Below are 21,311 nucleotides of genomic sequence, written 5' to 3' on the forward strand. Positions count from 1 at the left end.
CCTTGACCGTAGCGGGCCTCTAAGCAATGCTCAATAGCATGGATCACCGGCTGTCAGCGGAAGACCGCAAGAAGCAACTGGTCAAGATCGGCCTGATGATGCTTCGCGACCAACCGATCCATGAGCTGTCCATCGACGCGATCGCCGCCCAGGCCGGAATCTCCCGCGGGCTGCTGTTCCACTACTTCCCGAGCAAGCGCGACTACTACCTCGCGGTCATCTCCGCGGCCGGCCGCCGCCTGCTCCGGGTCACGAAGCCGGACGACGCGCTGCCCCCCGAGGAGCAGCTGCGCGAGATGCTCGTCCAGTTCGTCGCGTTCATCACCCGCCGGCGGACGGCGTACATCTCGTTCGTCCGCGGCGCCGCCGGCGGCGACGACTTCGCCGTCAAGGTGTACGACGAGACGCGCGCGGGTCTGACCAAGCGCGTCCTCACCTACCTGGGCACGCCCGATGTGGCCGATGAGCCCGCCTCCCAGGATTACCTCCGCATCCACGCCTGGCTGTCGTACGCCGAGGACCTGGCGATCGAGTGGTCCGGTCTCCCCGAGGCGGACCGGCCGTACTCGGCCGACCACCTCGTCGACCACTCGATCGAGGCCCTCCAGATGCTGCGGAAGTTGTAGATCGGGACCGGCCGTAGCGACCGGCCCCGATCGGACTGTCAGCCGTTGGCGAGAGTGAAGCGCTCCACGCCGCAGGCCGAGGTGGCTGGGTTGTTGTTGGCGTCGCCGCTGTAGGTGACCTGCCAACGCCAGGTCCCGAGCGTGCTCGCGACGAAGGACGTGTTGGTCGTGCTGTACGTCCCGTTGCCGTTCACGGTCACCGTCTGCGTGTACGCCCCGGCGCCGGCGCAGGTCGTGTCAGCAGGAGCGAACAGCTTGAACGTGATCGTGCCCGTCGGAGTGATGGCGCCGCTGATCGTGGCGTCGTCGTTCGGGATCAGGTTCGGTGCGGTGCTGATCGCCGGGCTCTTCTTGGTCACGACGAGGTGCTCACTGGTGCACACGCTCGTCGCCCCGTTGTTGTTGGCGTCGCCGCTGTACACGGCCTGCCAGTAGTAGTCGCCCGCGGTGTTGAACGTGATCGCGTTGGAGTCAGGCACGGCGCCGTTCGTCACGTTCACCGTGCCGGCACTCTGCGCACCGGTCGAGCAGGCGCTGTCGGTGTAGACCGTGTAGGTCACGGTCCCGCCGGCGTTCGCCGTGGCGTTGCTCAGCGTCGAGGAGTCGTGAACGCTGCCTCCGACCTCGACGGTCGCGGCCGACAAGGTGGTGGCGATCGACGGCGACTTCTTGGTCACGACCAGATGCTCACTGGTGCACACGCTGTTTGCCGGGTCGTTGTTCGCGTCCCCGCTGTAGGCGGCCCGCCAGTAGAAGTCGCCGGTCGAGTTGAAGGTGACCGCGTCGGAGTCGGGCACGACACCGTTCGTCACCGTCTTGGTCCCCGCATCCGCGAAGCTCGTGGAGCAGGTGGAGTCGGAGTACACGGTGTAGGTCACCGTTCCACCGGCGTTCGCCGTCGCTCCGGTCAGGGTCGAGGAGTCGTGCACTGTACCTCCGACCACGACCGTATCTGCCGACAGTGTGGTGGTGATGGCCGGCTGCCTGTTGATGTGGTTGGTGTAGGTGCAGTCGACCACGCCCTCAGGTGCCATCGTGATGTTCGTTGTCGCACCACTGAGGGAGTAACTGGTCCCGGTACCGGTCGCGGTGCAGGCGAGGTTCTTCAGCGTCCAGCCGGTCGGCAGGGTCGACTCGGTCACGCTGTAGTTGCCGGCCTGGACCTGAGTCGCGCTGCTGTAGGTCTGCACGCCACCGTTGGACAGGTTGAACGTCGAGGGGCTGAGTCCACCGGTTGTGGTGTAGCCGAACGAGGCGTCGCCGTTCTCGGTGACCTTGCGGATGATGATCTTGCCGCAGTTCGCGATGTTCACCGGCTGCGGTGCGACGAAGTCCTTGACCTCGGCCGGGAACGACGCCGACGAGCGGCTCTTCAGGAACGCGCTGCCGAACGCGGTGCACTGACCGGCCGGGAAGATTCCGGCATCGGTCATGTTGATGGCTGCCTCACCGAACTCCAGTCCGGCGAGAGTTTCACCCGCGATCGGATCAGTGATGGTGCCGGCGTTGACCGCGCCTTCGGCGAAGCCGGCGGCACTCAGGTTGACCCGCTGGCCCCAGCACGGCAGGGAGTTCGCCGAGTAGCACTGGCTTGCAGCGCCTGTGGTGGTCCACTTGAGCAGGCCGAGCACCGGGTTGCCGCCACCGTTGGTGAAATCGAAGGTGATCAGTAGATCACCGGCGCTCCGGTTGAGCGTCTTGGCACCTGTCGTGGTCAGGTTCGGCTGCAGGTTCTTGTTGATCTCGAAGTCCATGTTGGCCGAACCGAGAACGTTCGACCGCTCCCACGCCAGGTACAAGTAGACCTTGCCGTTCGAGGCGGTTTCGCTGGCGACGTAGAAGCGTGTCAGATCGCTCTTCTGCGGCGGAATCGACCCGGTCACCACGGTGACGTTCGGGTCGTCTTCCTTCGTGCCTTGACCGAACGAGTTGTCGGACGAACCGCTGGTCAAGGTCGTCGCCGCGGACACGGTTCGGGGCGTTCACCCAGTCGGTGTTTCCGCCGGTGTTGACGATCATGTTGCCGTCGTTGCCTTCGAAGCTGCTTCCGGCCAGGTTCGCGTTGGCGTTCGGCACCAAGGCCGCCGCCAGCAGCGCGACGCCAGAGGCCAGGATCAAGGGACGCCGGTAACGCCGAAGCGTCCGCGGCTCAGTTCGCGATGTCACGGTGGTGTGCCCTTCTGTTTGAGCACTGAAATGCGGTACTGCGGTCGTGTCCGGGGAGCGATAGGGAACAGAGAGGCTTACTCGTGCGGACGCGGCTTGGTCCTGCCGTCAGCAGAACGGCGGCCGGCGGATCGGCGGCTTGAGCGGGACGGCATGGACGGGCCCGCGATCGCCGGAGGTACGCCGCGAACACGGCGGAGCACGCCCGGTCGCCCGGACACCGTCCGGCACACGTCGACGTCCCATGGGTCCCCCCACTTGGAACGTCGCCGGCCTCGGGTCCCCACCCCAGGCGACGCTCCGTCACGAAAAGCGTCACCCACGTAAGCGCTACCCCCAGCACCACGATCACGAGGCGTTATGAAGCTACACCCGCCTCTCACCGCCAGCAAGACATCGAACCGATGCCCAGGGCAAGAAATGAAGCCCGCGGTCCGGCCACCGCGCCCGCCTTGGCACTGTGCACTTTCCCGGCTACTGCCGGCGGTCGCGAACTACCGCCCGCGTTCACCCACAGGCACAGCGCCACGGACGAGTGGGTCAGATTCTCTCGGGCTTCAGGTCGGGGTCCGACATGTCCGCGTCGAAGGGGAAGAGGGGGCGGAGTACGCCGTGGTGGACGAGGCGGAGGAGGTCCTGATCGACGCCGCCGGGGGTGAGGGCCAGGAGCCAATCGGCGGCGAGGTTGTAGAGCTCCGGTTCGAGGTAGCCGATCTTGACGATGACCAGGTCGGTGGTCGCGGGGTCGAGGCCGAGGAGGGCGAAGTCGGCGATGTGGTGGTACGGCTTGCGGCGGGTGGTGAGGATCGAGTGCAGACCACCGACCTGAACCACCGCGACAGTCCCGCCGACAGGATCCTCGGAGATCGAGAACACGGTGCCGGACAGCGCGACCGGGCCCGCGGGGCCGGAGTCGACCTTGCCGCCGGCGGTGACCTCGACCGGGTTGCCGACGCCGGCCGCGACGCAGGCAGCGACCGCCTCGGCGTCGGCGATGCTGGCGTGGATCGCGGTGGCCTTGCCGGAGGTCAGTTCCTCGATGGTGAGCAGCTCACCGAGGGTCCACGACGTGTCACCGGCGCCGCCCGCCGTCGGGTTGTCGCCGGAGTCGCTGATCAGGAACGGCCGCGCGGTGGAAGCGAGCCCGGCCGCAACGCACTCGTGCAGGGTTCCGGTGGGTGCCACGAACTCGAACCCGTCCCGGGCGTCCCAGTACGCCCTCGCCAACTCGGCAGCGCGCTCGGTGATCAGCGCGTCGTCGTCGCCGGTGACGACCACGGCGGCCCGGCACCGCGGCTCGTCGGCCCACGCGTACCCGACCCACACGGCCGCGTCCAGAACGCCGGGTTCGTCCGCGATCTCGCCGACGCGCCGGTAGATCGACTTGGCCGGCTCGAGCCGCGTCGAGGTCTTCTCACCCGGCAGCAGCACCGGCACCTGCACCCACGCCTTCCCCGGCTTCCCGAGCCCGGACCGGACCCGCTCGACCAGGTTCCGCAGGGCGCGTTCGCGGCTCTCCATCGCGTCCTCGTGCGGCGCCATCCGGTAGCAGGTGATCAGATCGACCGCCGTACCGAGCTCGCGGGACACGTTGCCGTGCAGGTCCATCGAGGCGGACACCAGCACGTCGGGACCGAGCACCGACCGGATCCGCGTGGCCAGGTCGGCCTCCGCGTCCTGCCGCCCGACGACGCTCATCGCGCCGTGGATATCGAAGAAGAACCCGTCCAGCTCACCGGCACTCTCGAGGCGCGTGATGATCTCGGCGGACAGGTCGTCGTACACCTCCGGCAGGACCGCTCCGCCGGGCAGGGAGCGTGCGTGCAGCAGCGGGACCCACTCGATCCCCTGCGCCCAGTCCTTGCCGAGGAAGTCGTACCGCTCCAGGATGCGGTCACCGCGGCGGACGTCGAAGTCGGCGAGGCCGGCCCGGTGTGGCGAGAACGTGCTGGACTCGATGGCGATCCCGGCGATGCCGATCCGAAGGTTCATGTCTAAAACCTGCCACAACCGAGCCGTTTCGCGCACTGCCTAACTCCGCATCTGGACACCGGGTTCACCGAAGGTCGGGTGGTGGGGCCGTTGAGGCCCGGCGGGTGAGGGTGGTGGCCAGTTCTACGTGGAGGGCCTCCAGGGCGTGGCGGTCCAGGAGGCGGATGAGGAGGCTGACGGCCATTCGGCCCATCTCCTGGAGCGGTTGCCGGACCGTGGTGAGTTGAGGGGTCGTGGCGCGGCTGAGGTCGAGGTCGTCGAAGCCGGCGATCGACACATCGCCGGGCACTGACAGGCCGCGCTCACGAGCGGCTTGGAGCGCTCCGACGGCGGCCTTGTCGTTGAAGGCGACCAGCGCCGTCGGGCGGGGATCGAGGTCGAGCAGTTCGCCAGCGGCGCGACAGCCGTGCTGCGTGGTCGGCTGGTCGTGCCGGATCAGCGACGGGTCCGGAAGGATGCCGGCGTCGGCGAGGGCCGCGGAATGACCGCTGAGCCGGGCATCCGCGGCGAGCCACTCCCGCGGGCCGGCGATCACGCCGATCCGGGTGTGGCCCAGCCCGGTCAGGTACGTCGTGAGTTGCCGCGCGCCGGAGTGGTGGGCAGCGGACACGGACGGGATGTCGGGCGGAAGCGCCGTCCGCGGGTCCACGACGACGAACGGAAAACGGCGCGTGCTCAGCCGAACCAGTTCGTCACTCGGCTCCGGCGGGAGGATCAGGATCGCGCCGGCGAGTGAGCGCTGGGCGGGCAGCCGGCCGAGCACGCGCTCGTGCTGCGCGGCCTCGCCGGCGTTCAGGACAACTTGCCGACCGTGACGGTCGAGCGTCTCGGCGATCGACGAGACGATCAGCCCGAAGTAGTCGGTGAGCACGTACGGACACCGCACGTAGACGGCTCCGTCGACCGGTTTCGCCGTACCGCCACGCGGCGCAGGCGCGCGCAGGCCGAGCTCCTCGATCGCCTGCTCGACGAGCTGCCGCGTCTCCGGCGCCACGCTGCCCGCCTGGTTCAGGACGCGGGACACCGTCGCGATCGACACCCCGGTCGCCGCCGCGACGTCCCGAACGGTCGCTTTAGCACGCGGCATTTGTTACATCCTTTTGTTTCACGCTCAGCACTCTAAACCCACGCTTCCAGACCTTGACAGTCCTCGGCGGCGAGCGTTTTCTGTGGCCGTTTGTTTCATCCCTGAGGAGCGCGATGAGAACACCCGTCTTCGGCGTCGCCCTTGCTCTCGCTGCGGCGTCACTCACAGGGCCCGCCCAGGCCCAGCCCCCGACGACCCAGGTCCAGGTCTGGGTCACCACACCGGATCGCGCCGAGCTGTTTCACGAGCGCGCGCCGGTCGCCTTCCACGACGGCGCGAGCGACCGGACGACGATCACAGTTGACCCGCACACGACGTACCAGACCATGGACGGCTTCGGCGCCTCGATCACCGACTCGTCCGCCGACGTGCTGTACCGGCTCAGCCCGGCCGATCGCGAGCAGACGATGCGGTCGCTGTTCGACCCGCGACAGGGCATCGGCGTCAGCTTCCTGCGGCAGCCTGTCGGCTCGTCCGACTTCACGGCAGCGGCCGAGCACTACACGTACGACGACGTACCCGCGGGCCAGACAGACTTCGGACTGCGGCACTTCAGCATCGCCCACGACGAGCAGCAGGTGCTGCCGCTGCTCCGCCGCGCGAAGCAGCTCAACCCGCAGCTCAAGGTGATGGCCACGCCGTGGAGCCCGCCGGCCTGGATGAAGACCGGCGACTCACTCGTCGGCGGCCGCCTCAAGGACGACCCGAAGGTGTACGACGCGTACGCGCGCTACCTGGTGGAGTTCGTGCAGGCGTACACGCGGGCCGGCGTACCGATCGACTTCCTCTCGATCCAGAACGAGCCGCAGAACCGCAAGCCGAGCGCGTACCCCGGAACGGATCTGCCGGTCCGCCAGGAAGCAGCCGTGATCACCGCTCTGGGTCCGCTGCTGCAGAAGGTCAGCCCGCGGACCAAGATCCTCGGCTACGACCACAACTGGACCACGCACCCCGGCGACATCGCCTCCACCCCGCCCGGTGAGGACCCGGAGACCGACTACCCGTACAAACTGCTGCGGACCTCGGCGGCGAAGTGGATCGCGGGCACGGCGTACCACTGCTATTCCGGCGACCCGTCCAAGCAGACCGACCTGCACAAGGCCTTCCCGTCGAAGGGGATCTGGTTCACCGAGTGCTCCGGCTCGCACGGGCCGAACGACACCCCGCCGCAGATCTTCCGCGGCACGCTCACCTGGCATGCCCGCACGCTGATGCTCGGTACGACGCGGAACTGGGCGAAGTCGGTCGTGAACTGGAACATCGCACTCGACTCGACCGGCGGCCCGCACCTCGGCGGCTGCGACACCTGCACCGGCCTGGTGACGTTGCAGGCGGACGGCACGGTGTCGACGGACGCGGAGTACTACACGATCGGCCACCTGTCGAAGTTCGTGAAGCCGGGCGCGGTGCGGATCGGAAGCACGTCGTACGGGACGACCGGGTGGAACGGGCAGCTGATGTCGGCCGCGTTCCGCAACCCGGACGGTACGACGGCGCTCCTTGTCCACAACGAGAACGACGATCCGCGCTCGTTCGCCGTGGCGCTCGGAGACGAGACCTTCGAGTACGAACTGCCCGGCGGGTCGATCGCGACCTTCACCTGGGGACGGACGGCAGCGGACGCGCCGCAGCAGTTGACGCCGCAGAACGCGTCGGCGAGCGCCAACGGAGCCGATGCCGGTCTGCTGATCGACGCGGACGGATCGACCGTGTGGCAGAGCAAGACGGCGCAGGCACCGGGTCAGTGGGTGCAGGTGGATCTGGGGAAGGCCCAGACGTTCCGGCAGGTCGCATTGGACAGCGGCGGGAACATCGGTGACTACGCGCACGGCCATACGGTTGCTATCAGCAACGACGGGAGCAGCTGGCGGACGGTTGCCACTGGTACGTCGAGCAGTCAGCTGACGACGGTCGAGTTGCCGCCTACGCGGGCACGGTACATCCGGGTCACACAGAACGGCGTTGCCGGCAACTGGTGGAGCCTGGCGGATCTGCGGATCTATCGCTGAGCTTCGATCCAGCACGCGACCGCGGCCGCCTGCTCATTGCTCGCAGCAATGATCTGCAGGCCCACGGGAAGGCCGTCAGCCGGGATCGGCAGGCTGACGGCCGCGTGTCTGGTGAGGTTCGCCAGGCGGGTGTTGTTCAGTAATTGCCGGCGTACGTCGGCGTCGGGGGTGGTGAGTGGCGGGGCCGTGGTGAGGACTGTCGGGGTAATGACCGCGTCCACCGTGGCCAGCACCGCGTCGAGCTCGGCCGTGATCGCTGCTGCTTGTTCTTTGGCTCGCTCGTAGTCGGCCGGCTGCACCAGCGCGGCTTCGAGCAGGCGCTGGCGGACGTCTGGCTGGTAGCTGTCCCGAATCCGGTCCTTGTGGTTGGCAACCGCTTCCGGGCCTTGCAGATTCGCAGCTGTGGAGAAGCTTGTGGACCAATCGGGCAGCTGCACGTCAACGGTGTCGAGTTTCTCCACAACCGCCAGCCAGGCACTACGAACCTCGGGACTGAGGTGTAGGTACTCAGCGTTCGTCGCGATGCCGAGGCGCGGCTGAGCGCTGGGCTCGGGGGTCGTGGTTTCGGTCAGGGCAGTCAGTGCGTAAGTGGCGTCCCTGGCAGTGCGGGTCAGGACGCCCACGTGGTCGAGGGTCTGGGACAGGGGGAAGACGCGGTCGGTGGGCAGCGTGTTGTAGGTCGGTTTGAAGCCGACGACTCCACACAGCGCGGCCGGGATGCGTACTGAGCCCGCAGTGTCCGTCCCGATCGCCAGCGGGACGACCCCGGCCGCCACCGCGGCTGCTGAGCCCGAACTGGAGCCGCCGGTCATCCGCGACGGGTCGTGCGGGTTGCGGCACGGGCCGACGCGGTTCGACGTGCCGGTGCAGCCGTACGCGAACTCATGGGTGTGCGAGAGGCCGATCACGATCGCCCCCGCGGCGCGCAACCGGCGTACGACGTCGGCGTCCTGGCGACCGACCTCGTCCATCGACGCGGACCCGCAGCGGTACGGCAGGCCTTTGACCTCGACGATCTCCTTCACCAGCACGGGCACCCCGGCGAGCGCACCCGTGCGGTCGTGTACCGCGGCCGCCTTGCGCGCACCGTCCGCGTCGAGGTGCACGATCGCGTTCAGGTGCGCCACGGCTGCCGCACGCGTCAACGCGTCCTCGACCAGCAGCACCGGATCCAGCACGCCGGCCCGCACCAGCGCGGCGGTCTCCTCCAACGTCCTCACTGGACCATCAGACCACGGAGAGGAAACGGAAACAGGAGCGTCATGCCGTGTTGCTACCGTCCGATGGCATGGTGATCGAGGGAGTGGAACTGCGGCCGGCACCGCCGACGGACGCGGAAGTACTGGCCCTGACCACGGCGCAACAGGCCGAACTGGCGGCGATGTACGGCGAGGACCAGCCGCTCGTCGCGCTGCATCCCGACATCGCGTTCACGCTGCTCACGCTGGACGGAGCACCGGTCGGTTGCGTCGGCCTGCAGCCGGTCGCGCCGGGCCTCGGCGAGATCAAACGCATGTACGTCGCCCCGTCCGCGCGCGGCTGGGGCCTGTCCCGCATCCTGCTCGAGGCCGTCGAGGCGTCGGCCCGCACCGGTGGAATGACCCGGCTCCGCCTCGAAACCGGCACCAAGCAGGTCGAAGCGATCGCCCTCTACACGAACCACGGCTACCGCCCCACCCCGCCGTACCCGCCCTTCGAGAACGAGATCGCCTCGCTCTGCTACGCGAAGGACATTTAGAGGTTCAGCACCAGGTTGTCGCCGTCGCGGTGGAAGCCGAGGTTCTTCAGGTACGGCGTGGAGTCGCGCATCCGGGGTGACGCGAGGACCTGGCGGAACCCGCGATCGGTGAAGACGTCACTGCGCCGGTAGACGAACTCACCCGGCGTGAAGTCGCGGTACTTCGGGACCGCGTAGTCGAGATCGATCTGCGCCCGGCCGTCGCCGGCGTCGTGTGCGAGGACGACGCCGACGGTGCGGTCGCCGTGCTGCACCAGGAACGCGTACTGGCTGGTGCCGGGGGTGAAACCGGGGTTGAACCGGGTGATCTCCTTCTGGTGCCGATCGAGGATGTAGCCGAGGTACTCGTCGGACTCGTCCACCTGCAGCACCTGATACTCCTTCTCGTCGTGCCGGTGCCGGAGCAGCCGCCACAGGTGCACGACGTTGATGACCGCGAGCACCGCGTTCATGCCGACCATCGGCCAGACGCCGACCACGGCGTTGAACCCGACCAGGATCACGCAGCCGACCAGGTTCAGGACCCGCAGCCGCAGGATCCGGGTCTGCAGCAGCGACAACACGACGAGCGCGGATCCGCCCCACCCGATGATGCTCCACACGTCCACACGGCGACACTAGGGCCTGTGAGCGATTTCCTGTTGCTGGACGGCACCCGGTCACCGGCGGTCGACGCGACGTTGCTGCGAGCAACGGCGTACGGACATTTCACGTCGATGCAGGTGCGCGACGGGCGCGTCGACGGGCTGGACCTGCACTTCGAGCGCCTGGACCGCAGCACGCGGGAGGTCTTCGGGCAGCCGTTGCCCGAGGATCGGGTCCGTCGCGACCTGCAGGCGGCGCTCGAGCAGGCAGGTACCGGCGATCTCTCGATCCGCGTCAACGTCTTCGCCACCGACGAGCTTCACCTGCTGACCCGAGTCGGCCCGCCGGTCCCGGCCGGCACCGAGCCGGTCCGCCTGCTCGCGTTCCAGCACGAGCGCGGTGTCCCGCACCTGAAGCACACCGGCACCTTCGACCTCACCTACTACGCCCGCAAGGCCGAACTGTCCGGCTACGACGACGCCGTCTTCCACACCGCGACCGGCGAGATCTCCGAAGCCTCGATCTGGAACATCTGCTTCGCCCGCGGGCCACACCTCGTCTTCCCGTCGGCGCCGGCACTCCCCGGCATCCGCCGGCAGGTCCTCCAACGCGGCCTGGACGACTACACGACCAAGCCGGTCCCGCTCGCCGACCTGACGACGTACGACGCCGCGTACCTCACCAACTCGATCGACCCGGCGCTCCCGGTCGCCTCGATCAGCACGCAGGACGGCACCACGACGTACGAGTCGCACCCGATCTCGGCGGACACCATCGCGAAGGCCTACGCGGCCGTCCCCGCCCAACCGATCAGGAGCGGTTCGACCACCAGGTGAGGAGCTCTTCCCGGGCGCGGTCCTCGCCGAGCGGGCCCTGGTCGAGGCGGAGGTCCATGAGGAACTTGTAGGCCTCGCCGACCTCGCGGCCCGGCGGGATGCCGAGGATCTCCATGATCTGGTTGCCGTCGAGGTCGGGGCGCAGGGCGTCGAGCTCCTCCTGCTCCTGCAAGCGCTCGATGCGTTCCTCGAGGTCGTCGTACGCGGCCCGCAGCGAGTCCGCCTTGCGGCGGTTGCGGGTCGTGCAATCCGCCCGGGTCAGAATGTGCAGCCGGTCGAGCTGGTCGCCGGCATCGCGGACGTAGCGGCGGACCGCGGAGTCCGTCCACTCGCCGTCGCCGTATCCGTGGAAGCGCAGGTGCAGCTCGATCAGCTTGCTGACCTGGTCGATCTGCTCGTTGCTGAACCGCAGCGCCTTCATCCGCTTGCGGGCCAGCTTGGCGCCGACCACGTCGTGGTGATGGAACGTCACCTTGCCGCCGGCTTCGTTCCGCTTTGTCTTCGGTTTACCGATGTCGTGGATCAGCGCCGCGAACCGAACGACGAAATCGGGCGTCGGAACAGAGAGACGGGACTCCAGATCGATGGCCTGATCGAGGACGGTGAGCGAGTGCTGGTAGACGTCCTTGTGCCGATGGTGCTCGTCGACCTGCAGCTTCAGGGCCGGCAGCTCGGGCAGCACGTGCTCGGCCAGGCCGGTCGAGACCAGCAGGTCGAGCCCGATCCGCGGGTGATCGGAGCAGATCAGCTTCTCCAGCTCGTCGCGGACCCGCTCGGCGGACACGATCGTGATCCGGTCGGCCATCGCGGTCATGGCCGCGACCACGGCCGGGTCCGGCGTGAAGCCGAGCTGTGCGGCGAACCGGGCCGCCCGCATCATCCGCAGCGGGTCGTCGGAGAACGAGTCCTCCGGTGTCCCGGGCGTCCGGATCCGGCGGTTCGCGACGTCCTCGATCCCGCCGTACGGGTCGACGAACTGGCGCGACGGCAGCCGGACCGCCATCGCGTTCATCGCGAAGTCCCGGCGGGCCAGATCGCCCTCCAGGGAGTCGCCGTAGGCCACCTCCGGTTTGCGCGAGGTGGGATCGTAGGTTTCCGACCTGTAGGTCGTGATCTCCAGGACCCACTCACCCTTGCGACAACCGATGGTGCCGAACGCCTTGCCGATATCCCAGACATGGTCCGCCCAGCCGGACAGCAACCGCTCGATCACGTCCGGGTGCGCTGACGTGGTGAAGTCCAGATCCTTGCTCCCCCGGCCGAGGAGAATGTCCCGGACCGGACCGCCGACCAGCGCGATCTCGTGGCCCGCGGCGGTGAACCGGGATCCCAGTTCGTCGACGACCGGAGCGAGTTGCAGCAGGGCCTGGACGGCGCGCTGCTGTACTGCTGACAACGATCCGGCTGAGGCTGACTGGTCGGCAAAGGGTGACACGGGGAACTAGGTTACGGTGACGGCGTGTTCAGACGGCGACTGAGGCTCCCAGCGGTGCTGGGCGCTTGCCTGTTGGTTGCTGCTTCGGCAGCGACCCTGGCCGCTCCGGCCGAGGCCGCGCCGACCGACGAGCCGGCCGTCCAGGTCACCATCGACTCGTTCGGCCCGACCGCGCCGAAGGTCGGCGAGCAGGTCGTGATCAAGGGCCGGGTGACGAACACCAGCTCGGTGACGTTCGACGACCCGCAGGCCCTGGCCTGTATCGGCCGGACGCGGCTGGCCAGCACTGCCGCCCTGGACGCGATCCCCACCGAGCAGAACGTCCCGATGAACGACCGGGACAGCTGCCGCAACCTGACGAACGACGAGCAGACCTTCCAGCCGTTCGAGCAGCCGCTGGCGCCGAAGCAGACGGTCGAGTTCACCTTGACGGTGCCGTGGAAGGAATGGCGGATCACCGACGACACCGGCGTGTACGTCGTCGGCGTCACGTTCCGCGGCAAGCCGCCGAACAGCGAGCGCGTGATGGCCGGCCGGGCCCGCACCCTGATGCCGGTGCTCGGCCAGCAGCCGCTGACCCGATCGGTCAACACCGCGCTCGTCGTACCGCTGCGGCACCGCCCGACCCAGCTCGGCGGCAAGAACTTCGCCAACGAGTCGCTGGCCCGGTCCCTGGCTCCGTCCGGGTCGCTCGGCCGGCTGCTCGCGCTCGGCCGGCAGCACAAGGTGACCTGGCTGGTCGACCCGGCGATGCTCGACGAGATCCGGCAGATGGCCACGGAGTACGTGGTGGTCGGCGAGAACGGGCAGACCACGCCCGGCAGCGGCAAGGCCGTCGCGACCGCCTGGCTCAAGGAGTTCGAAGCCGGCCGGGCCCGCGGCAACCAGATCGTGCTGCTGCCGTACGGCGACCCGGACGTGGCCGGCCTCGTGGACTCCGGCGACCCGCTGAAGAAGCTGGTCGCCCAGGCCCGGACGAAGACCGAACGGTCCGGCGGCGAGCTGGCCCCCGGATTCACCAACGGCCTCTGGCTCGAAGGCGGCGCCGCCGCGAGCCGCTACCTGGCTGCCGCGGCCGGCGGGTTCCCGGGCTCCACCCCCGACGACCTGAACCTGGTCAGCAGCTCCTCGTGGTCTGCTGGCACCCGCCCGGTGCTGACCACCACCCCCGTGTACAACGTCCTCACGCCGGGCGGCACGCATCGCACAGAGCGCACGGTGATCGCCGACTCGTCCCTGACCGCCGGCGGCCCCGACCCGGAGACCGCCGAGAGTCCGCTCCAGGTGCGGCAGCGGTTCGCGGCCGTCACCGCGCTGATCGCGGCTGCGGGCAAGAGCACCGCGTCGGTGGTCGTCGCGCCGCCGCGCGGCTGGGATGTTGACGGCATCGCGACCGCCGCGCTCGCGGGCAGCCTCTCGCTGCCCTGGATCAAGGCCACCGACGTCGCCGGCGTAGTGGCGGCCAACCCGCGACCGCAGGAGACCAAGGCACCGGCCGCGCCGAAGACGAACGGCGTACTCACCGAGTCCCACTTGCAGAGCGTCAAGGACCTCGACGAGGCCACCACGACGATGCAGGACCTGCTCGTCGACGGGACCGCGCTGCCCGAGGTGATGACGCAGGCGCTGCTCCGGTCCACGTCCTCCGGCTGGAACGGTCACCCGGATGAGGCACGGCACTTCACCGCGATCGAGCTCGGCTCCGCCAACCAGCAGCTGGGCAAGGTGCACCTGGTGAACGCGAGCGTCGACCGCGGGCTGCGTAAGGAGATCAAGGTCAACCTGGCCGGCAGCAAGGGCACGTTCCCGCTGACGATCACCAACGAGACCGACTGGTCGGTCCGGGTCGGCATCGTGGTCACCTCGGTGAACCGGTCCGACCTGAAGATCAGGACGCCGCAGACCGTCGTGCTCGGTCCCGGTCAGAAGTGGACGCCGCGGATCAACGCGAGCGCCGAGCAGAACGGTCTGATCCGCGCGAACGCGCAGGTGACGAACGCGGCCGGCAAGCCGGTGGGCAAGTCCCAGGAGCTGCTGATCCAGGCCAGCCAGTACGGCAGCGTCGGCTGGATCCTGGTCGGCGCGGCCTGCGCCCTGCTGTTCGGTACGTCGTTCGTCCGCATCTACCGCCGGGTCCGCACCGAGCGCCGCACCACGGCCGCTGCGAGCGCCACGGCCGGCACCGCCGACGCGGCGGAGACGACCGAGACGACGGGTCCGGCCGGCACCCCTGATCCCGCCCACGATCGCCCCGGGACGAACGGCGTCGCCGAAGCCCCGGACGCGTCCCTGAAAGAAGGAGTCGGTTCGAAGGATGGCTGACCGCACCCTGCGCTCCGCGGCGGTGATGGCAGCCGGAACGGTGCTGTCCCGCCTGCTCGGATTCGTCCGGATCGCCCTGCTCGCGGCCGCCATCGGCACCGCGCTGCGCGGCGACATCTTCACCGCCGCGAACACCATCCCGAACAGCCTGTACATCCTGCTCGCCGGCGGCGTGTTCAACACCGTGCTGGTCCCGCAACTGGTGCGCGCGATCAAGAACCACGACGACGGCGGCCAGGATTTCACCAACCGGTTGCTGACCTTCGGCTTCGTCGTGCTCGCGGTCGTCACGGTGGCCTGTGTGCTGGCAGCGCCGGCAATCGCCGAGCTGTACATGCCGAAGGAGCTGCACGAGCCGTCCCGGGCGATCGAGAAGGCGAACATGGTGATGTTCGTCCGCCTGTGCCTGCCGCAGATCTTCTTCTACGGCGCGTTCGTCCTGGTCGGGCAGGTGCTGAACGCGCGCCGCCGGTTCGGTCCGATGATGTGGGCGCCGATCGCGAACAACATCGTCGCGTGCGCCTCGATCGTGGTCTTCCTGTTCGTCTACCGCGTCGGCGACCCGCCCTCGACGTACAGCCACGGCGAGGAGCTGCTGCTCGGTCTCGGGCACACGGTCGGCATCGCCGTCCAGCTCCTGGTCCTGCTCCCGTACCTGCGGGCCAGCGGGCACTTCTACCGGCCGAAGTTCGGTCTCCGCGGTACCGGTCTGGGACACACTGCCCGATTGGGCATCTGGACGGTGCTGTTCGTGGCGGTCAACCAGGTGACCCTGGTCGTCGTCACCCGGCTCGCGATCGCCGGTACCGCCTCGGGCGACCCGGGCGCGAAGGCCGGTCTGTTCGCGTACAGCACCGCGATGCTGATCATCCTGGTGCCGCACGGCATCGTCACGGTCTCGCTCGCCACCGCCGCGCTGCCCCAGATGTCGGCGCTCGCGGCCGACGGCGACACGGCCGAGGTGGCGCAGTTGTCCGCCCGGTCGATCCGGCAGACGCTGGCGATCGTCGTACCGGCGGCGGCCGCGATGATCGCGTTCGCGTACCCGATCGTGACGATCATCGCCGGCTACGGCTCGGGCAAGAACAACCTGACGCTGATGTCGTACACGCTGATGACGCTGGCGCTCGGCATCGTGCCGTTCACCATCCAGTACTTCCAGCTGCGCACGTTCTACGCCTTCGAGGACACCCGGACGCCGTTCTTCCTGCAGTGCGTGATCGCGGCGGCCAACATCGCGGCGGCCGTGATCGGGGTTCGGGTGCTGCTCGACCAGGCGCACCTCCGGTTCAGCGGTGTGGTCCTCGGCGCGGCGTACGCCCTCGCGTACCTGGTCGCCGTGCTGATCTCCCGCCCGGTGCTGCGCCGCAAGGTGCCGCGGGTCCCCGGCGCCGGGATCGGGCTGCCGCTGCTCGCGATGGTGATCGCCGCGGTGGCCGGCGCCGGCGCGGGACGGGTCGTGCTCTGGGTGCTCGGCCTGGCGATCGACTGGTCCGGCCCGCTCGGCGCGGTCCTCGAGCTGGCGGTCGCGGCGGTCGTGATGCTACCGGTGTACGCCGCGGTGGCCCGGGTACTCCGTATCCACGAAGTGAACGACGTGGTGTCCATGGTCACATCGAAGCTGCCGATCCGCCGCTGATCCGGACCGCTTGTGCGTTAGTGCACCACCTGTCCGGTCAGCGGGGCACTACGATGGGGCCTGCGATCAGGCCGCTGGGCATCAAGGAGGGCGAGAGACACCGTGTCGAACCAGACCGTGAGTCCTGGTGCCCTCCTGGCCGGGCGGTACCGGATCGCCGAGCTGCTCGCGGAGATCGACGGCGCCCGAGTCTGGCGTGCCGTCGACGAGGTGCTCAGCCGCGCGGTCGTCGTCGACGTCCTGCCGGTCGGTGACCCGCGGACCAACCTGCTCTTCGACGCCGCCCGCCGGGCCGCCGCGGCGAACGACCCGCGGTTCCTGCGGGTGCTCGACTGCGACATGCACGACGGCGTGACGTACTGCGTGCGCGAGTGGGCCGGCGGCCGGTCGCTGGAGCGGATGCTCAGCAGCGGCCCGCTCACCGGGCAGCAGGCCGGGTGGCTGGCCCGCGAGGTGTCCGAGGCCCTCGAGAACCTGCACCGCACCGGCTACGCGCACGGCGCGATCAGCCCGGCCACCGTCGTGGTCACCGACGCGGGCGCGATCAAGGTCATCGGCGTCTCCACCGAGGCGGCGCTGCGGTCGTCCGGCGCCGGTTCACCGGAGGAGGACGTCCACTCGCTCGGCGAGTTGCTCTACGCCTCGCTGACCGGCCGCTGGCCCGGCCCGGCTCCCGCCTGGGGCCTGCAGCCCGCGCCGGTCGAGCACGGCCGCCTGCTGAGCCCGCGCCAGGTGCGCGCCGGCGTGCCGCGCTCGCTGGACGACATCAGCGACCGCCTGCTCGGTGACCCGCCGCGGCATCACGCGCCGCCGATCACCAGCGCGGCCGGCCTGTCCGCGGCGCTGTCCGGTGTCGTCGGCAGCTCGCACGAGCCGCCGAACCAGATGGACGAGACGGTCCAGGTCGCCCGTCAGAACGGCAGCATCGACGACGCCACCCAGGTGGTGCCGCAGCCCCCGCCGCCCGCGCTCGATCCGACGCCGCAGCCGTCGTACGAAGCCGAGCAGAACGGGTACGGCGCGCCGCAACCGGCGTACAACCAAGCGGCCGAGACGCGTCCGGTGCGCCGCCAGCCGCCCCCGCCGTCGAACGGGAACGGCCGCCGCCGGCACGACGAGCCGAAGCCGAAGGGCTCGTGGGGCGGCCGGATCCTGATCCTGCTCGCGATCCTCGCGCTGCTGTCGGTGATCGCGATGGCCCAGTTCCTGCTCAAGGGCGCGATGAACAACGACCAGGGCAGCGGTGACGGCGGCGGAACCAAGAGCAGTGCCCCGCCGCAGACCAGCACCACTCCGTCGTCGACCGGCGGCGTGGCGAAGATCGTCGGCGCCAAGGACTTCGATCCGGAGCCGGCCGGCAACGGCAACGAGCACTCCGAGGACGTGAAGAACACCTACGACGGCAAGGCGTCGACGACCTGGACGACGATGTCGTACAGCCGGGCGAACCTTGGCGGCCAGAAGCCCGGCGTCGGCATCTACTACGACCTCGGCGCGCCCACCAGCGTGTCGAAGGTCCAGGTCGCACTGCAGGGCGACGGCACCAGCGTCCAGCTGCTCGTGCCGAAGAGCGCCGACGGCGCCGCGCCGAGCACGGTGGACGGCTGGAAGCCGGTCGCCGAGCAGGAGGACCAGCCGGAGGGTACGGTGACCCTTACCCCCTCGGCACCGACCGAGACGCAGTACGTGCTCGTCTGGCTGACGAAGCTGCCGAAGGACGACGGCGGCAAGTACCGGGGCACGATCTCGGAGGTCACGATCCAGAAATGACCGCTCACGTGGACTCGGGCAACCCGCCGCCCCGGCCGGACGTCCCGCGCATCGACGCGGGCGATCCGGTGGCGCAGGGCGCGGTGCAGCCTGCCGCGGCCGGCGGTCCGGTGAGCTACGACCAGCTGGACGACCACGAGCTGCTCCGGATGCACGTGGCCGGTAACCCGGACTCGTTCGGGTTCCTGGTCAAGCGGCACCGGGACCGGATGTGGGCGGTGGCGATCCGCACCCTCGGCGAGCCCGAGGAGGCGGCGGACGCGCTGCAGGAGGCGTTCATCTCGGCGTTCCGGCGGGCGGACTCGTTCCGCGGGGACGCGAAGGTGACCACCTGGCTGCACCGGATCGTGGTGAATGCCTGTCTGGACCGGATCCGCCGCCGCCAGGTGCGCGCCGCCGACCCGCTGCCCGAGGACGAGGACCGCGCCGCCGAGCTGGCCGGGCCGGCCGAGGACGATCCGGCCGAGGTGCGGGAGCGCCGGCTGGACGTGCTGAACGCACTCAAGCAGATCAACGAGGACCAGCGCGCCGCGCTGGTCCTGGTCGACATGGAGGGCTACTCGATCGAGGAGGCGGCCGCGATCCTCGATTGCGCCCCCGGCACGGTCAAGTCGCGCTGCGCCCGCGGCCGCGCCAAGCTGCTCCCGCTGCTGCGTCATTGGCAGACGACCCGGGAGTCCGACGTACCGGACAAGTCCGCCGCGGAAGCGGTGGGAACCGAATGACCAGGTCCCCCGTCGAAGCGAAGTCGCCTGCCTCTGGCGACCGGACGACCGACGCCTTTGACGGAGTTCTTCCTATGACCCTGTGGCTACGGCTGCGCACCTCCCGTGAGGAGGCGAGCCCCCGATGACCGACCCCGGTCTGCCGACCAGTGAGCACCTCGAGCACCTGGACACGGACACGATCGCCGACCTGATCGAGAACCTGCTGCCCGCGACCGAGGCGCACCGCGCTCGTGAGCATGTGAAGGCCTGCCCCGAGTGCCAGCAGACGTACGACGCCCTCCTGGAGCTGACCAGGGACCTGGCCGAGGAGGGGCGCGCCGACATTCCGATGCCGACCGACGTCGCCGAGCACCTGGACGCGGTGATCGTGTCCGAGTCGGTGCTGCGCGCGTCCACGGTCGGTGTGCACTCGCTGGCCCAGATCCGCGAGGAGCCGCGCCGGCACCTGCCGAAGCTGCTCGGCGCCGCGGCGGGTGTGGTGCTGATCGCCGCGCTCGGCGTCGGTGTGGTGTTCGCCACCAAGGACCAGGGAGGCGACGGCACCGCGTCCGCCGACCAGAACACCCCGCCCGCCGACACGGTCGCGGTCAGCTCGAAGGACATCGGTCCGTCGACGAAGCGCTGGCTGGACCACACCCCGAGCGCGATCCTGCACGGATCGGCCGACGAGCAGTCGTGTGCACGGTCGTTCGCGGCCTCCCGCCCGAACTCGGACGTCCGGCTCGTCCAGCCCGCCAAGGTGGACGGCAAGCGGGCCACGATCATCGGCCTGCAGGGTGCGCAGCCGAGTCAGATCGAGGTGTTCGCGGTCACCGGATGTAGCGTTCCGGGCGGCTCGCCCAGCTCGTTCTACGAGACCACGGTGACGCTGCGCAACCGCTGAGTCCACGACCGTCCGTCGATGCGGTGCCCCGGCCCCGTGATGGGTACCGTGGGAATGGTCGGCCTCTAGGATCCGTTGAGTACGACGTCACTGTCTCGACGACACGAGGAACGCCTGCATGAGCGACTCCACCACAGTCCGCAACGTCATCATCGTCGGCTCCGGCCCGGCCGGTTACACCGCCGCCGTGTACGCCGCGCGCGCGGCGCTGGAGCCACTGGTCTTCGAGGGTTCCGTCACCGCCGGCGGCGCGCTGATGAACACCACCGAGGTGGAGAACTTCCCCGGTTTCTCGCAGGGCATCATGGGCCCCGCGCTGATGGACGAGATGCGCACGCAGGCCGAGCGGTTCGGCGCCGAGCTGGTGCCGGACGACGTGATCAAGGTCGACCTGACCGGCGACATCAAGGTGGTCACCGACTCCGCGGGCACCGAGCACCGCGCCAAGTCCGTCATCCTGGCGATGGGTTCGGGCTACCGGAAGCTGGGCCTGGCCGACGAGGAGCGGATGTCCGGTCACGGCGTGTCCTGGTGTGCGACCTGTGACGGCTTCTTCTTCCGCGACCACGAGATCGCGGTCGTCGGCGGCGGCGACTCGGCCGTCGAGGAGGCCACCTTCCTGACCAAGTTCGCGAAGAAGGTGCACCTGGTGCACCGCCGCGACGAGCTGCGGGCCTCGAAGATCATGGCCGACCGGGCGTACGCCAATGACAAGATCGAGTTCCACTGGAACTCGGCCGTCGACACGATCCACGGCGAGGACAAGCTGACGCACCTGACGCTGAAGGACACCGTCACCGGCGAGACCCGCGAGCTGCCGGCCACCGGCCTGTTCATCGCGATCGGCCACGACCCGCGCTCGGAGCTGGTGAAGGGCCAGGTCGACCTGGACGCGGAGGGCTACGTGCTGGTCAAGCCGAACAGCACCGAGACCAACCTGCCGGGCGTGTTCGCCGCGGGTGACTTGGTGGACCACACGTACCGGCAGGCGATCACCGCGGCCGGCACCGGTTGTGCGGCCGCCCTGGACGCCGAGCGCTTCCTGGCCACCCTCGAGGACGCGGCCACCGCGGCCGCCGCCGCGGCCACCCAGCCCGTCTCTGTCTGACCTGAACCTCACACCTCACTGAAGGAGATACGCCCGTGGGCGAGAAGATGAACGCTGTCACCGACGCCGAGTTCGACCAGACGGTGCTGAAGAGCGACAAGCCGGTCCTGGTCGATTTCTGGGCCGAGTGGTGTGGCCCGTGCCGCCAGGTGTCCCCCATCCTGGAAGAGCTGAACCAGGACCACGGCGACAAGATCACGTTCCTGAAGATGAACGTCGACGAGAACCCGGTCACCCCGAGCAACTACCGCGTTACCGGTATCCCTACGATCAACGTCTACGTGAACGGTGAGCTGGCCAAGTCCATCGTCGGCGCCAAGCCGAAGGCGGCGCTGCTCAAGGAGCTGGCCGACTTCACTGGCTGAGAAGCAGGACAACCCCGTCCGC

Annotated in this window: 17 protein-coding genes; 11 read left to right on the top strand and 6 right to left on the bottom strand. The window is 69.1% G+C overall.

Annotated elements, in window-relative coordinates:
- Positions 1-38: 38 nt before the first annotated feature.
- Positions 39-626 carry a TetR/AcrR family transcriptional regulator gene (locus AB0L64_RS01460; protein WP_363706568.1) on the top strand — a complete coding sequence of 196 codons (588 nt, stop codon included), beginning with the start codon at positions 39-41 and terminating at the stop codon, positions 624-626.
- Positions 627-664: 38 nt separating this feature from the next.
- Here AB0L64_RS01460 and AB0L64_RS01465 read toward each other — a convergent pair whose 3' ends face one another.
- The 3 genes from AB0L64_RS01465 to AB0L64_RS01475 all read right to left on the bottom strand — a co-directional run bounded on the left by AB0L64_RS01465 (position 665) and on the right by AB0L64_RS01475 (position 5,871).
- Positions 665-2,596: a hypothetical protein gene (locus AB0L64_RS01465; protein ID WP_363706570.1), complete on the bottom strand. Its 1,932-nt coding sequence runs from the start codon at positions 2,594-2,596 to the stop codon at positions 665-667.
- A 736-nt stretch (positions 2,597-3,332) separates the two neighbouring features.
- A complete protein-coding gene (locus AB0L64_RS01470) occupies positions 3,333-4,784 on the bottom strand; it encodes a M81 family metallopeptidase (protein WP_363706572.1) in 1,452 nt (483 codons plus the stop codon).
- Between the two features lie 64 nt (positions 4,785-4,848).
- The gene (locus AB0L64_RS01475; RefSeq protein WP_363706574.1) at positions 4,849-5,871 is read right to left on the bottom strand and encodes a LacI family DNA-binding transcriptional regulator; all 1,023 of its coding nucleotides are present in this window, start codon (positions 5,869-5,871) and stop codon (positions 4,849-4,851) included.
- Between the two features lie 113 nt (positions 5,872-5,984).
- Between AB0L64_RS01475 and AB0L64_RS01480 the strand changes: the two genes are divergently transcribed.
- The gene (locus tag AB0L64_RS01480) at positions 5,985-7,880 is read left to right on the top strand and encodes a discoidin domain-containing protein (protein WP_363706576.1); all 1,896 of its coding nucleotides are present in this window, start codon (positions 5,985-5,987) and stop codon (positions 7,878-7,880) included.
- Here AB0L64_RS01480 and AB0L64_RS01485 read toward each other — a convergent pair.
- Entirely contained in the window at positions 7,871-9,100 is a 1,230-nt protein-coding gene (locus AB0L64_RS01485) for an amidase (protein WP_363706579.1), read from the bottom strand. The genes AB0L64_RS01480 and AB0L64_RS01485 overlap by 10 nt on opposite strands.
- Positions 9,101-9,168: 68 nt before the next feature.
- On the opposite strand from AB0L64_RS01485, the gene AB0L64_RS01490 reads away from it, so the two are divergent.
- On the top strand, positions 9,169-9,618 hold the full coding sequence (locus AB0L64_RS01490) for a GNAT family N-acetyltransferase (protein WP_363706581.1): 450 nt from the start codon (positions 9,169-9,171) through the stop codon (positions 9,616-9,618).
- Here the strand turns inward: AB0L64_RS01490 and AB0L64_RS01495 are convergent.
- Positions 9,615-10,226, bottom strand: a complete 612-nt coding sequence (locus tag AB0L64_RS01495) for a hypothetical protein (protein WP_363706583.1) — start codon at positions 10,224-10,226, stop codon at positions 9,615-9,617. The two genes, AB0L64_RS01490 and AB0L64_RS01495, sit on opposite strands and share 4 nt — an antisense overlap.
- 18 nt (positions 10,227-10,244) lie before the next feature.
- On the opposite strand from AB0L64_RS01495, the gene AB0L64_RS01500 reads away from it, so the two are divergent.
- Positions 10,245-11,039 (top strand): aminotransferase class IV, encoded by a 795-nt coding sequence (locus tag AB0L64_RS01500; protein ID WP_363706585.1) that lies wholly within the window; start codon positions 10,245-10,247, stop codon positions 11,037-11,039.
- Here the strand turns inward: AB0L64_RS01500 and AB0L64_RS01505 are convergent.
- Positions 11,014-12,435, bottom strand: coding sequence for a CCA tRNA nucleotidyltransferase (locus AB0L64_RS01505; RefSeq protein WP_363706587.1), 1,422 nt, complete (start codon positions 12,433-12,435; stop codon positions 11,014-11,016). The genes AB0L64_RS01500 and AB0L64_RS01505 overlap by 26 nt on opposite strands.
- Before the next feature lie 63 nt (positions 12,436-12,498).
- On the opposite strand from AB0L64_RS01505, the gene AB0L64_RS01510 reads away from it, so the two are divergent.
- The 7 genes from AB0L64_RS01510 (at position 12,499) to trxA (ending at position 21,289) form a co-directional block, all read left to right on the top strand.
- Positions 12,499-14,796, top strand: a complete 2,298-nt coding sequence (locus tag AB0L64_RS01510) for a hypothetical protein (RefSeq protein WP_363706589.1) — start codon at positions 12,499-12,501, stop codon at positions 14,794-14,796.
- Complete coding sequence (gene murJ, locus AB0L64_RS01515) at positions 14,789-16,435, top strand: murein biosynthesis integral membrane protein MurJ (protein WP_363706591.1); 1,647 nt, start codon at positions 14,789-14,791, stop codon at positions 16,433-16,435. The genes AB0L64_RS01510 and murJ overlap by 8 nt, the downstream gene beginning before the upstream one ends.
- Before the next feature lie 102 nt (positions 16,436-16,537).
- On the top strand, positions 16,538-18,205 hold the full coding sequence (locus AB0L64_RS01520) for a protein kinase family protein (RefSeq protein WP_363706593.1): 1,668 nt from the start codon (positions 16,538-16,540) through the stop codon (positions 18,203-18,205).
- Positions 18,202-18,930: an RNA polymerase sigma factor SigM gene (sigM, locus tag AB0L64_RS01525; RefSeq protein ID WP_363706595.1), complete on the top strand. Its 729-nt coding sequence runs from the start codon at positions 18,202-18,204 to the stop codon at positions 18,928-18,930. Before AB0L64_RS01520 ends, sigM begins: the two co-directional genes overlap by 4 nt.
- Positions 18,931-19,054: 124 nt before the next feature.
- Positions 19,055-19,816 carry a hypothetical protein gene (locus AB0L64_RS01530; protein WP_363706597.1) on the top strand — a complete coding sequence of 254 codons (762 nt, stop codon included), beginning with the start codon at positions 19,055-19,057 and terminating at the stop codon, positions 19,814-19,816.
- A 118-nt stretch (positions 19,817-19,934) separates the two neighbouring features.
- Positions 19,935-20,924, top strand: coding sequence for a thioredoxin-disulfide reductase (gene trxB, locus AB0L64_RS01535; RefSeq protein ID WP_363706599.1), 990 nt, complete (start codon positions 19,935-19,937; stop codon positions 20,922-20,924).
- A gap of 47 nt (positions 20,925-20,971) precedes the next feature.
- A complete protein-coding gene (gene trxA / locus AB0L64_RS01540) occupies positions 20,972-21,289 on the top strand; it encodes a thioredoxin (protein ID WP_355475881.1) in 318 nt (105 codons plus the stop codon).
- The last annotated feature ends 22 nt before the right edge of the window (positions 21,290-21,311 follow it).

This window comes from Kribbella sp. NPDC051936 (assembly GCF_040680955.1).
Lineage (GTDB): Bacteria > Actinomycetota > Actinomycetes > Propionibacteriales > Kribbellaceae > Kribbella.

Bases quoted from the DNA above. Each gene is read 5' to 3' on its own strand.
- trxA (WP_355475881.1), top strand. From the start codon at position 20,972: ATGAACGCTGTCACCGACGCCGAGTTCGACCAGACGGTGCTGAAGAGC.
- AB0L64_RS01470 (WP_363706572.1), bottom strand. From the start codon at position 4,784: ATGAACCTTCGGATCGGCATCGCCGGGATCGCCATCGAGTCCAGCACG.
- sigM (WP_363706595.1), top strand. From the start codon at position 18,202: ATGACCGCTCACGTGGACTCGGGCAACCCGCCGCCCCGGCCGGACGTC.
- AB0L64_RS01530 (WP_363706597.1), top strand. From the start codon at position 19,055: ATGACCGACCCCGGTCTGCCGACCAGTGAGCACCTCGAGCACCTGGAC.
- AB0L64_RS01480 (WP_363706576.1), top strand. From the start codon at position 5,985: ATGAGAACACCCGTCTTCGGCGTCGCCCTTGCTCTCGCTGCGGCGTCA.
- AB0L64_RS01490 (WP_363706581.1), top strand. From the start codon at position 9,169: ATGGTGATCGAGGGAGTGGAACTGCGGCCGGCACCGCCGACGGACGCG.
- murJ (WP_363706591.1), top strand. From the start codon at position 14,789: ATGGCTGACCGCACCCTGCGCTCCGCGGCGGTGATGGCAGCCGGAACG.
- AB0L64_RS01460 (WP_363706568.1), top strand. From the start codon at position 39: ATGGATCACCGGCTGTCAGCGGAAGACCGCAAGAAGCAACTGGTCAAG.
- AB0L64_RS01475 (WP_363706574.1), bottom strand. From the start codon at position 5,871: ATGCCGCGTGCTAAAGCGACCGTTCGGGACGTCGCGGCGGCGACCGGG.
- trxB (WP_363706599.1), top strand. From the start codon at position 19,935: ATGAGCGACTCCACCACAGTCCGCAACGTCATCATCGTCGGCTCCGGC.